Here is a 13,566-nt window from a genome sequence, read left to right as displayed (position 1 = left end):
AGGGCATGTGCACATGAAGCAGTTAGTACACTTCATATTGGTTCCAGACGGCAGTGTTGCCCGCAGGCTTCGTCGACTGCTTGCCACACAATCACCTCGTCAGGGAATTCTTGTCGGTACCTGGCCGGAACTGATCGAGCAGGCTAAAAGTGCTTATTTAATTGCACTTCAGGCGAGTGATTGGAAAACGCAATTCCATCACGCGCTTGAGCAGTTGCCCGATGCGTTCTGGTCAAATAGCTTTGAAGTGTCGCCCGAAGAAACGGCAGCTGAAGTAGAGGCGGCGCTTTCTCTCCTTACGAGCGCAACAGAAGCGGGCAGCGAAGTTGTTCTAACAGATTCTGACCAAGTTCCGGAACGGCCCCGTAAGCATGTTCAGGATATTGCACGATTACTCCATGATCTTGATGGCCTATTGCCTGATGAATTGCTCGCCATACAACAACTGATATCCACTGCATCGAATACTGCCATACGAAAGCTAGCGGTTTGCAGTATTGAAGGATTCCCCTCGTTGACGCGATGGCAAGTGGCGTTGATCGATAAGCTGAATGCGGACGCTGGAATTGAGCGCGATGCTGAAATGATGCGTCTTCTGGAATCGTTACTACTCGATTCATCCCCAACATCGTCACAGACCAGTCTTCAAACTTTACAACAGCACCTGTTTGCTGCGCCACAGGAAAAGTCACCGCTGGATACTACTGTGCAATGGCTGGGCGTTAGGGATTCTTTGGAAGAAGCCGAAGTTGCGGCCGGCATGGCTCAGCAGATGCTGGCAGAAAACCTGGGTTTAAAACCATCTGACATTGGGCTGCTGATGCCTGATAGCTTTGAGTACTCTCTCGCCATCAACGATGCTTTTTCCGCCGCTGGACTTCCTCTTTCAGGGTTGCCTGTGGATCACTGGCAAAGAGATCTTGGGCGTGAAGCGCTTTTTCATTTTTTGTACTGCCGACAGAAACCTTCACCAGCGATGGCACTGGCCGTTTGCCTGTCCTCCCCCTTGATGCCTTGGTCGAGAGAGAAGGGTGCCGAATTGGCTCAGGCGGTGATGGATGGCGATTATCGATTACGACCATTCCCAACGGCCACACAGTCTGACCGACAGATGCTGGATCTTTTACGGGAAGGTGATGAGAGTCCAGAAACGTTGTTGGAAGCTATTCAGGTATTTGTGAGCTTGCTCGATGGAGGCGAGCAATTCGAGTCCCACGTCTATCGCGTGAAGGCGATGGCTGAGAATTTGCGCGCGACGATGGTGGGTAAGACGGAAATCCATTGGGCCTCGCTACGACGATTATCCAGCCCAAAGAATATCAGTACCGGTGAATCGCCTAGTTTCAACCTGGAGGGCATAACCGTATGGCGTGAAGCCCACGAGGTCTGGCGGCCAGTTCGCTTTCTGATCGTGCTCGGTTTTGTATCAGGCCATTACCCGGTAGCCAGTGCAGATTCCTCGGTGTTTGTCTCCGATGATTTGCTCGCTCTACGGGAACGCTTGGGATTATCACTTGCAACGCCTGCAGATCAGATGCGAGATCGAAGGGCGCGATTTAAGCGCCAGTTGGCAGCGGTTGTTGATTTTGTGTGCTTTATGATTCCCCGCAGGAATTCCAGTGGCGCATCACAATTACCTTCAGAATCCCTGGTATTCATGAGTCAGCTATATAGCGGTATCGATGATGTGGAATCGCTGATCCTTGAGGTGGATGTGACGGCAGACCGTGATCTCGCTCGATTCCTGTCGAATATCGTGCCCGAGCCACCCCGTATGCCACGGGTGATTCTCGCCGAGGATATCCAGTTCGGAGTTGATTTGCTCGCGCTGCGGACAGACGCAGAGGGAAATCTGCTGCCAGAGTCGCCCAGCACCCTGGAGACATTGATGGTTTCTCGGCTGGCCTGGCTACTGCGCCGAATCGATGCAGAACCCTTGGGCTGGGAGCCTGAGCGACCCAATGTCATGTTATTGGGCACCTTGACCCACCAGGTTTTTGAAGAACTTTTTCAGGTATCTAGTCCTATACCTGATTCGGCGACTATTGGCTCACAGATTGAGCCGCTTCTGGATTCTGCCATTAGGACCCATGCACCATTCCTCCGCGCCGCGCAATGGCAGGTAGAGCGGAAGCATTTGGCATCCAGCATTAACAAGGCAGCCTTAGCGTGGCGTGAGGTGTTGGTGACCTTGAAGGCAGACATTCTCGGTACAGAGGTGTGGCTTGAAGGTACGCTCGATGGTCTGCCAATTCATGGTCAGGCGGATATTTTGCTCGGTCTGCCCGATGGTCGATTGCTGGTGGTTGACTATAAGCGATCCAGTGCAAACAGCCGCAGGCCTCGGATGCAAAAAGGTTACGATAGTCAGGCAAACCTGTATCGCACCATGCTGCAAACGGGAGGTCCCAAGAGCAAAGACAATGTTCTGTTACTGGACAGGCTGCGGGCAGGGGACACCACCGGCATTGTGTACTTCATGACGAATGACCAGACTTCTTTGTCTGATGCGTTAGTCGTGGAATCGGGCACCATCCCCGGTTGGGAGGCCCTGGAAGGGGATGTGGCCCATTTGGCCATGAACCTTATCAGAGAGCGGCTACGGGAAGTGAGTGAAGGCCGGCTGTATCTGAACCGGGAGGGTGATGCACAGTTTTTTGATAAGCAGGCCGGCGTTAAGCCTTATTCATTGGATAACAGCGTGCTGATACCGCTTTTCACGATTCCCGGTGAATCCAGGGAGGCCGAATAATGTTGCCAGCATTGACGATAATTCCTGCCGGGGCAGGCTCTGGTAAGACCTATACCATTCAACAGCAGCTAGGTGACTGGGTGGTGGAAGGGCTCATTGCGCCTGAACGAATTGTGGCGGTGACATTCACCGAAGCCGCTGCTGCAGAACTGCGTGAACGCATTCGCGCGAAGCTGCTCAGTCTCGGGCGCTTGGAAGATGCCTTGAAATTGGATCAGGCCTATATCTCCACGATTCACGGTTTCGGTTTGAGATTACTGACTGAGTTTGCCTTCGACGCAGGCTTATCCCCCAGGCCTCGACTGCTAAATGAGGATGAAGAAAACACGCTCATCCGATTGGCGTTGGCGCGAACCGAAAAAGCGGATGTCATCACGTCAAATCTGCTCAAGTTTGGCTACAGCTATGATTTCAATTCACAAAAGAGTGCTGAAGAACTTTTTCGTGATGATCTGCTGAGGATCGTTATGCTGCTTCGGTCTGCAGGTTGGTCAGAAGAGAGCGATACGTACTCAGAGTTTGCTTCCAAATGGATCAGAGAACGCTATGGCATTACGGGAGATGGCGAACAACTGACTGCGCGATTGCAGCAGGTAGTAAGCCGTCTTCTGGAAGCATTTCCCGAGAATTTGGCCAGAGAGTTCGGTAATAGCGCAACGGCGTATAAGGAATTCCAACGTGATTACCGAAATCTGATAAGCGCCTCAACTGCGGGTGTTTTGAGTGCCGATTGGAAGTTGTGGAAGGAGTTGCGCGCACTGCGTAAATCCAAGCGGAGTGGCCAGTTACCCGATGGCTATGATGATTTGGCCGATGCCGTTATTGAAGCCGCCGATGCGTTGCCAACGCACCCGGGTCCGCTTGAGCAGGCAGTGTTGCATATTGAGTCCCTCATAGCAGCCGGGCAGGAAGTGCTGGTTCATTATGCGCAAGCCAAGCGTGAAGCCGGGCTGGTCGATTACGGCGATATGATCGCCATGGCGGCGGAAATGCTTCGCAATCGCCCGGATGTGTTGAACACCCTGGTGCAGCGTATCGACTGCCTGGTCGTGGATGAATTTCAAGATACCAACCCGCTTCAGTTTGCCCTGCTGTGGCAACTGAAAGGCGCCGGTGTGCCGACGGTCACAGTCGGAGACTTGAAGCAGGCGATTATGGGATTCCAGGGCGCTGATCCGCGCTTATTCGATGCGCTGATACGTCAAAACCAGGATGTCGCCAAGCCGTTAACCAGTAACTGGCGATCCCAGCCAAACCTGATGCATTTTATCAATGCGGTTGGTCCCGGCTTGTTCGGCGATGAGTACGTTCCACTGGCACCACAGGGTGCTGAAAGTACCCAAGAGCCGATCGAACTGATTGATTTTGCGGTAAAGGCCAAAAAGAGGCAACACGCGGTTAGAGCACTATCCGTTGGCGATCGTCTGAAGACGCTGCTGGAAGACTCTGCCCAGCCAATTATGGATCGACGCACAAAACAGCGTCGTAGGCTGCGCGGCGGGGATATCGCGGTTCTCTGCCCCACCCATAAGATGTTGGCCGAATATGCTGATGTATTGCGAGCCCAGGGACTTCGCGTAAGGCTGCAGGAGGATGGTTGGTATTCCTCGCGTGTGGTTCAGCTCGCCTGTCAGGCAATGGCTTATGTCGCCAACCCCTCGGATCGTCATGCAGCGTTGTACCTAGCTGTCACCGAACTAGGCAGTCTCGATCTGAAAACAGCCTTAGTACAGCTGATTATCGATGGAAGGATCGTTGACCCGGTATTGGCTCGACTGGATGTGCTGGCAAGTAATATCAAAGACCGTACCCTGTTTGCATTGGTGGCCGATACCTTTGCCGCGCTCAGTCTCTTTGATGTGGTGTCTGTATGGCCGGACGCCGACCAGTCTCGGGCGAATCTGCTTCGTTTGCAGGCGGAGGCTGGCGAATTCATGGATGCCAATCGTGAGGCGCTCGCCAGTGGCGGTTACCACGGTTCCGGCATTCAAAGCTTCCTGGCCTGGCTGAATGCCAAGGTTGAGCAGAAGGATAAGAATAATCAGCCTGACCCGCGTGTCATCGATGAAGATGCCATTCAGTTGGTCACTTGGCACAGCTCAAAAGGCCGAGAATGGCCCGTGGTTTTTGTGTGTGGCATGGATAAGAGTCTGAGCCCGAGATTGCCCAACATGGTGCTGGGATACAGCACCTTTGAGGATCTGTCTGAGCTCATCGAGAAAGCGCAGATTGAGTATTCCCCCAAATTTTCCGCCCCCGAGTCTGACGATCAGTTCCTGGGAGATCTTGGACTTGCCACCGAGCTCGAATCCAGACGATTGATCTATGTCGCCATCACCAGAGCACGGGAAAAACTGGTGCTGGAATGGCCGAGCTATTTGGCAGGTAAGGACGGACTGGCTTACTGGTCGATTCTGGCCGCAGAGACCACCGTGTCGCCTCAAGCCGCGACAATTACCGTTGGCGATACGTCCTTCCCGTGTTTGATCGGCGAAGGCGCATCCGAGCTTCCAGACGATTTTGGTGTTGGTGACGGTACAACCCCAGTGGTGTTGGCCACCATCGGTCGCAGGGCGATACAGCGCGGAGTCGTTCCGGATGGATTGATCCCGGACAGTGTAGTGCCTTCGGGACTCGATAGTGTCCAAAGCACGGAGACAGCCAGGACACCTTTGGAGTCAATCAGATACCACGAAGGGTTGGAACTCGAGATCGAGCTCGCCGGTACGACGCTCGGTACCTTTCTGCACCGTTGCTTCGAAGTGCTTGGTGTAAACGCTGAACTCGGTGGGAAGCCATCTACTATTGCCGGTGTTGAGATAAGTGACGGTGATGTGTCCAATATTATTAATAGCGTTACGAGCTTCGAGCGTTGGATGACGGATCGCTTTTCAGCCACGGCGGTGCATCGGGAACTCCCGCTACTGGGAATTGATGATAACGGTTCCGTGGTATCCGGGACCACCGACCTGGTGCTGGAAACAGATGGTGGCATTTGGATTATTGAGCACAAGTCTGACCAAGTTGATGAACCGGAACTGGCATTCAATAATTACCGGCCACAACTGGAATGCTATGCAACATTGCTGCGGAGCATGGGGCATAACGTATTGGGCATGGGGATTAACTGGATTAGAAGGGGAGAGGTGGTGTTACAGCACCACTGACACTGAGTACTAATTATGGATTGGGTGAAATCTGACGATGTAAGCGCCGGTTATCTGTTAGCGCACCACTGACACTGAGTATTAATTATGGATTGGGTGGGTTGGCAGGTAGGCGCAGCGCAGAGGACTAGATAGCTAGGGAATGATCCGCAAATAAAACAGGGTAGTGGTTCCTATACAGCAGACCTGATTGGAAATCACTACTATCCCGTTAACTTTCACACCAAGTTTATCTGGTAGTTGTTAGCATTTTCATCTATGAGTGGATCCCCACGCAATAAAGCCATGAGGTCACGTTTTTCAATTAAATTGAGCTGCAATAATCGCAGAATTTGTTGCATACTTTGAAGTATTCTACGGAAAGACGATTCGCTACACCAAATCACCGTTAGGCGTTGCACTTCGAAATTGAATCCGCGAGAGTTTTAAAAATCCTATCAACTAGGTTATATATTGGGCCACCTCCAACTATTTCATTGTAGAACGTTCCATATGTCATACAATCAGAAGCATTCAATAACTATTTGTTCTGTAACGAGATAGATTGCTTAAGCCATCAGCTCCCTCAGCACATAGGGCAAAATACCGCCATGCTTGTAATAATCGACTTCAATCGTAGTATCAATACGGCACAATAGTTGCACCGATTGGGTATTGCCGTCCTTTCTTCGTATCACTAGAGTTACATCTTTCTGTGGTTGGATGTTGTCCAATCCTGAAATATCGAATAGCTCGTCGCCTTTAATGCCGAGAGTATCAATGCTGTCGTTGTCTTTGAATTGCAGTGGCAGAACGCCCATGCCGATCAGGTTGCTGCGGTGAATGCGCTCAAAGCTCGTGGCGATAACGGCCTTGACGCCCAGAAGTTGCGTTCCCTTGGCAGCCCAATCACGGCTTGAGCCGGTACCATATTCCTTGCCGCCAAAAACAACTGTGGGAATACCTTGCGCTTGGTATTTCATTGCGGCATCATAAATACTCATTTGCTCTGGTGCTGCGTCCGGTTTGCCCTGATAGAGCGTGACACCACCTTCACTACCGGGTACCATCAAGTTTCTGATACGCACATTGGCGAAGGTGCCGCGCATCATTACTTCGTGGTTGCCACGGCGCGCGCCGTAGCTGTTAAAGTCCGCCTTGTTGACATCGTGTTCCTGTAGATATCGGCCAGCGGGAGAAATATCCTTGATTGTGCCTGCCGGGCTGATATGATCCGTTGTGACAGAATCTCCGAATACTCCCAATGCAAAGCTATTCTTGATATCATTGCTGCCGCTGGAGACTGCCGGTTGTAGCGAGAAATTCTCAAAGAAAGGCGGCTCTGCGATATAAGTGGATTGCGGCCAATTGTAGGTTTGTCCTGTGAATGTAGTGACTTTATTCCACAAGTCGTGATTCTTAGTAAGGTTGCTATAGAGTTCTCGGAAGGTATCTGCATTCGTGGCAAATTTCATCAGTGCATGAATTTCTGCGCTGCTGGGCCAGATATCTTTAAGCCAAACTGGCTGATTGTTTTTACCGATGCCTATTGGTTCTACTGTGAGGTCTTTCAGCACAGAACCCGCGATGGCGTAGGCTACTACCAACGGTGGAGATGCTAAAAAATTGGCGTGGATATTCGAATGAATGCGTGCTTCGAAATTACGATTTCCAGATAACACCGCGGCACAAACCAGATCGTTCTTGACGATGGTTTCTTCAATTGGTTCTGCCAAAGGTCCGGTGTTGCCGATACAGGTGGTGCAACCGTAGCCGACCAGACTAAAACCCAATTGCTCCAGATAAGGTAACAGTCCGGTAACGGTCAGATAATCGGTAACTACGCGTGAACCCGGTGCCAGTGAAGTTTTAATATGATGTTTGACCGACAATCCCTTTTCGACGGCTTTTTTGGCTAGCAATCCAGCGGCGAGCAACACGCTGGGATTGGAGGTGTTGGTGCAGGACGTAATGGCGGCAATCAGGATATCACCATGACCTAATTCTACCGAGAAACCATTTAATTTATGCGGAGAGAAATCAATCGGATCGGGTGTTGGTCGGTTACCAGTCATTTCGGCGACGTTGCGAGAAACCATACGGCGCTCGACAGGAGGGGCTGCGCTGTGTTCTGCTGTGGCAGCTCTATCCTCTCTCGGTGCTTGAACGGCACCGGGCGGTGCCAATCGGCTCTCATTTGGATCGCAGGAATCAATCTGGGTACACACCTCCGGATCCTGATCGCGGCTGCTGCGTGTCAAATAACGCTGATTTAGATCGTGATCTTGTTTGCCGTAACCGCTCTCTTTTGCGGGCTTGCTGAAGAGCTCGGTAAATTTGGATTTGATCGCTCCTAATTCAATCCGATCCTGCGGCCGTTTAGGGCCAGCCAGTGATGGCGTAACCGAGTTAAGATCGAGCGTCAGTTCGCTAGTATAGTCAATGTCGCCTTTGCGGGGAATGCCATACATTTGCTGTGCCTGGAAATAGTTTTGGAATGCATTGATTTCTAAGTCATTGCGTCCTGTGCCTTTGAAGTATTTGACGGTGACATCATCGACTGGAAAAAAACCCATCGTGGCACCATATTCCGGCGCCATATTGGCGATGGTGGCACGATCGGGCAATGTTAACGAGGCGGTCCCTTCGCCAAAAAACTCAACAAATTTTCCGACTACATTGGATTTGCGCAGCATTTCGGTGATCGTCAGCACCAGATCGGTTGCGGTAACTCCTTCGCGTAGCTGACCGGTGAGATTGACGCCGACTACATCCGGCGTGAGAAAATAAACTGGTTGTCCCAGCATGCCGGCTTCCGCTTCAATGCCGCCGACACCCCAACCGACCACGCCGATTCCGTTGATCATTGTAGTATGCGAGTCGGTGCCGACCAAGGTGTCCGGGTAAATCAGCCCATTTTTTTGATGCACACCACGCGCAAGATATTCCAGATTGACCTGATGTACGATCCCGATCCCGGGCGGAATTACCTTGAAAGTATCAAACGCCTGCATTCCCCATTTGATGAATTGATAACGTTCATTATTGCGTGAAAACTCAATTTCCATGTTGTAATTCAGCGCATCTTTAGTACCGTACTGATCGACCTGAATCGAATGATCCACTACCAGATCAACGGGTACCAATGGCTCGATCAGCTTGGGGTCTTTGCCCAGTTTGACTGCCGCGCTACGCATGGCAGCGAGATCCACCAACAACGGTACGCCGGTAAAGTCTTGCAGCACAATACGCGAAACAACAAATGGTATTTCGTCTACACGGGGGGCGTTCGGTTTCCAGTTCGCCAATTCGAGAATATGCTCTTCGGTGATTTTTTTATTGTCATAATTGCGTAAAACTGACTCCAGAACAATTCGAATCGAAATTGGCAGACGAGAGATTTTCGCGACACCGCTTTTCTCCAATTCTGGGAGTGAGTAATATTTCGCGCGATTTCCTTGGGGTAAGGTTAATTCTTTCAAGCTGTTGAATATATTGTGATTCATGTCAATCTTCCTGAAGATAAGCGCGATTCGGTAGATAAATAAACAGTTTTGTTCATAATATATAATTTTGATCCAATAAAGTCACGTGTCGGTTTTGATGATTTGACGCTTTGTAGGGGTAAATGAAACATATTTCATCATCAATAAGTCAAATTGCACGCAACAATGTGCAACAGCAACAATTGAGGAAAATAGAATTATGTTTCGGTAAGTAAGATTTTCCGTTTCTTGGCGATTGGATAATTAAAATAAAACCGGTTAAGGTATAATACCCGGTTCCCTATTTTGGATTGTTGGAGGTCTCTATGCCTATTTACGAATATCTTTGCAATTCATGTGGTGCCGAGAAAGAGCATTTGCAAAAGATTAGCGATGCGCCCATTGCTGCATGTCCTGCGTGTGGCAGTAGTCACTATTCTAAACGCATCTCTGCTGCAGGATTCCAATTAAAAGGCAGCGGTTGGTACGTTACTGATTTTAAGAATAAGGCAAAACCGGTGGATGCTAAGTCTGCGACGAAAGAAAGTACTGAAAGTACGCCATCAGCAATGCCCGCTGCTGCGGAAACGACTGTAAAAAAAGAGAACAATCCTGCGACTACCGCGACTGCCGACTGATTGGCTTGAGCGCCGTCATTTTGCTGTGATATAAACCAGAATCATCAATCTCACCATTCAGATCATTGACCAGAATTATGCGTACAAATTACTGCGGCGCCATTAATACCGAATATCTAGATAAAACAGTAACCATTTTTGGCTGGGTACACCGCCGCAGAGATCATGGAGGAGTGATATTCATTGATCTACGTGATCGCGAAGGTTTAGTGCAGGTTGTATGTGATCCTGATAACGTGGATACGTTTCAAACAGCAGAAAAAATACGCAATGAATATGTACTGAAAATTACTGGTAGAGTACGAAAACGACCTGAAGGAACGATTAATACATCTTTGGTCAGTGGTGAGATAGAGATCCTAGTGGCGGCTATCGAAGTGTTGAACAGTTCACTGACGCCTCCGTTTTTGATGGATGATGACAATATCAGTGAAGTCGTGCGGCTGGAGCATCGTTATCTGGATCTGCGCCGTCCGGCAATGCAATCGAATCTCCGCTTACGTCATAAAGTGGCCATGGCGGTTCGTGTATTTCTGGATCGACAGGGTTTTCTGGATATTGAAACACCAATGCTGACTAAGTCTACACCGGAAGGTGCGCGAGATTATCTGGTGCCGTCACGAGTGAATGCCGGCCATTTCTTTGCTTTGCCGCAATCGCCGCAATTATTCAAACAGCTTCTGATGGTGTCTGGGTTTGATCGCTATTATCAGATTACACGTTGCTTTCGTGATGAAGATTTGCGTGCGGATCGACAACCTGAGTTCACGCAGATCGATATTGAAACTTCATTTCTTTCAGAGAATGAAATCATGTCTTTGATGGAAGAGATGATGCGCGGTTTATTTAAGGATGTGAGTAATGTGGATTTGCCCAATCCATTCCCACGATTGACCTATGCCGATGCTATGTTCAAATACGGCTCGGATAAACCAGATTTGCGCGTTGCCTTGGAATTTACTGAATTGACCGACGCCATGAAGGAAGTCCCTTTCAAAGTGTTTCGTGAAGCTGCCGAAAAACCGGATGGTCGGGTGGCGGCTTTGCGCATACCCAGAGGCGGCGAATTGTCGCGTAAGGAAATTGATGATTATACGGCTTTTGTTGGAATTTACGGTGCCAAAGGATTGGCTTATATCAAGGTCAATCGGCTTTCCGAAGGGGTGGAAGGACTGCAATCACCGATTCTGAAATTCCTGCCGGAAGACATAATTCGAACCATTCTTGTTCGTACCAGGGCTCAGGATGGTGATTTGATTTTTTTCGGCGCTGACAGAACCAAAATCGTCAATGAATCTTTGGGTGCATTACGTATTAAGATTGGTCATCAGCACGGCCACGCGGAATCCGGCTGGAAGCCGTTATGGGTGGTTGATTTTCCGATGTTCGAACGAAACGAAGAAGAAAATCGCTGGCAGGCGTTGCATCATCCCTTCACATCGCCGGCTGATGGACACGAGGATTTCCTCCAAACCGACCCCGGTAAGGCGCTTTCCAAAGCCTACGATATGGTTCTGAATGGTTCCGAGATTGGTGGTGGTTCAGTACGGATTCACCGCCAAGATATCCAATCCAAGGTATTTCGTGCCTTAAATATTTCTGAACAAGAAGCGCAAGAAAAATTTGGCTTCTTGTTAGAAGCGCTTCAATATGGTGCACCACCGCATGGTGGCATTGCGTTCGGCCTGGATCGTATTTTAACCATGATGACTGGCTCAGAATCAATCCGCGACGTCATTGCTTTTCCTAAAACCCAACGTGCGCAGTGCTTGTTGACTCATGCGCCCAGCACTGTCGATGAAAAACAATTGAGAGAGCTCAATATTCGTTTACGCCAAATTGAAACTAAATCAAGTAGTGGGTGACCGTTGAATCAATGTTCAAGATTCCGGTTTCCGTTCTGGTTATTATCCATACAGTGGATTTGCAAGTATTATTATTAGAACGTGCGGATCATCCAGGTTACTGGCAATCGGTTACAGGCAGCCAGGATTCCGGTGAAACACTACTTCAGACTGCGATGCGGGAAGTATTTGAAGAGACCGGGTTAAGTTCTGCCGGCTATGTGTTGACCAACTGGCAGATTGAAAATCGATACGAAATTTACCAGGAATGGCGCTGGCGCTATGGACCTGATGTTAGATTCAATACTGAGCATGTATTTGGTTTGTGCTTGCCCGATGTGAGGGCGATAAAGATTTCTGCCAGAGAGCATTTGAATTATATCTGGCTGCCATGGCAGCAAGCAGCCGAGAAAGTATTTTCAAGGAGTAATGCCGAGGCTATTCTGGATTTACCGGAACGAGTGTAAGTTGTGCAGAACCTAGGCCACATACTCGCAGCTCCACAAACATATTTCGCTTTATTCTGGATTGATAAAAGAGTAAAGCGCAAAGCGTAGCAGTATCAATTTGCGAATCCCCGTGGTATCGCCACGGGGTCGTCTATTTCGAGATAGTTGAGTCAGTCTGGGTGATAATTGACTGAATACACAGATTATGCGATTGGGATAATGGGCAAAGAGCCATGACCCAGAATTGATGCGGTGGCAACGTTTTGCAAAGTAATTGCTTTGGCGATGCGTTGTTCGTCCGCTTCATTGCCAGTTGAATTGATATCTTTTGCCGCATTGCCAAAAGTCCATGCGTCAACTACAAACATGTCGTATTGTGGTCCGTATTTCGAACGAATAGCAGAACGATCCACAGTTGTACCAGTACGCGTATTTATTGCAATACCTAATTCATTGTGCTGTCCTACTAATTCTTCATAATCAGCACCAGTATCCTGAGCTGCTTGTACTACGGATGCTCTGTTTTCCGCAAAAAAATCCGCTTGGCTTAAACGATTCTTGGCTTGTTGAACAATTGATTCTTTTTCTGATTCGGTTATATTGATGCCCAACTGATTGGTCAATGATGCGAGATCATTGATGCGTTCTGTGATATGTTGATATATCGTCGGTGCTTTGGAGCATGCGCCGCAGCCGCAGTCACTATGATCATCTCCATGTACGCCAGTTTGGCGCCCTTTTTCTTGAAGCTTGTTAATGGTTTGTGTGGTTAATTGCACTTCGTTGATGTCAGCGGCGAGCGAGTTGCTTCCGAGATCGCTGCCGTACACTATGCTTAATGTGCCTCCGGCTGCACACGGAGCACTTTTACGATAACCACTTTTATTGGTACGACCATCAACACATATTTCTGGTACGGAGTTATTTACCGGAACATTAAATAAGCCCGATGCAATGGCACGATACATTTGATTTAAAACATTCTGATCAATATCCTTGCGATTGTCAGGTCCAATGGAGCCGAGACCCAAATTGAATTGACCCAGAGTGATGTATTGAACGTTGCCCGCATCCGCAGTTGATGAAGTTGTTTTTGCTTCTTGAGTGCTGTTGCCTTGAGTAGCTGAAGTTGATTCTTGACTGCCTGTAAAATGTTTTAACAGATTTTTTAAACTTTCAAACATTTTATATATCCTTTGTAGTAATTGGTCAGTTGATCATAATTTCAATTTCATACTTGCAATATTCAAAG

Annotated in this window: 7 protein-coding genes; 5 read left to right on the top strand and 2 right to left on the bottom strand. The window is 49.0% G+C overall.

Annotated elements, in window-relative coordinates:
• Positions 1-13: 13 nt before the first annotated feature.
• The gene (locus C7H79_RS07100) at positions 14-2,752 is read left to right on the top strand and encodes a PD-(D/E)XK nuclease family protein (protein ID WP_106706597.1); all 2,739 of its coding nucleotides are present in this window, start codon (positions 14-16) and stop codon (positions 2,750-2,752) included.
• The gene (locus C7H79_RS07095; protein WP_106706596.1) at positions 2,752-5,919 is read left to right on the top strand and encodes a UvrD-helicase domain-containing protein; all 3,168 of its coding nucleotides are present in this window, start codon (positions 2,752-2,754) and stop codon (positions 5,917-5,919) included. The genes C7H79_RS07100 and C7H79_RS07095 overlap by 1 nt, the downstream gene beginning before the upstream one ends.
• Before the next feature lie 548 nt (positions 5,920-6,467).
• On the opposite strand, the gene C7H79_RS07085 is transcribed toward C7H79_RS07095, so the two are convergent.
• Positions 6,468-9,404 (bottom strand): aconitate hydratase, encoded by a 2,937-nt coding sequence (locus C7H79_RS07085; protein WP_106706594.1) that lies wholly within the window; start codon positions 9,402-9,404, stop codon positions 6,468-6,470.
• 305 nt (positions 9,405-9,709) lie between these two features.
• Here C7H79_RS07085 and C7H79_RS07080 point away from each other — a divergent pair, with 305 nt between their 5' ends.
• From C7H79_RS07080 to nudB, 3 genes are all read left to right on the top strand, one after another.
• On the top strand, positions 9,710-10,021 hold the full coding sequence (locus C7H79_RS07080; RefSeq protein ID WP_106706593.1) for an FmdB family zinc ribbon protein: 312 nt from the start codon (positions 9,710-9,712) through the stop codon (positions 10,019-10,021).
• Between the two features lie 77 nt (positions 10,022-10,098).
• Positions 10,099-11,886 carry an aspartate--tRNA ligase gene (gene aspS, locus C7H79_RS07075; protein WP_106706592.1) on the top strand — a complete coding sequence of 596 codons (1,788 nt, stop codon included), beginning with the start codon at positions 10,099-10,101 and terminating at the stop codon, positions 11,884-11,886.
• Positions 11,887-11,897: 11 nt separating this feature from the next.
• Positions 11,898-12,332 (top strand): dihydroneopterin triphosphate diphosphatase, encoded by a 435-nt coding sequence (nudB, locus tag C7H79_RS07070; protein WP_106706607.1) that lies wholly within the window; start codon positions 11,898-11,900, stop codon positions 12,330-12,332.
• Between the two features lie 185 nt (positions 12,333-12,517).
• Here nudB and C7H79_RS07065 read toward each other — a convergent pair whose 3' ends face one another.
• A complete protein-coding gene (locus C7H79_RS07065; RefSeq protein WP_106706591.1) occupies positions 12,518-13,498 on the bottom strand; it encodes a cadmium-containing carbonic anhydrase in 981 nt (326 codons plus the stop codon).
• Positions 13,499-13,566: the final 68 nt, after the last annotated feature.

Source organism: Nitrosomonas supralitoralis (genome assembly GCF_003011925.2).
In the GTDB taxonomy this organism is placed as follows: domain Bacteria; phylum Pseudomonadota; class Gammaproteobacteria; order Burkholderiales; family Nitrosomonadaceae; genus Nitrosomonas; species Nitrosomonas supralitoralis.
Note: the sequence above shows the minus strand (reverse complement) of the source record. Positions and strands in the feature narration are given on the sequence as shown.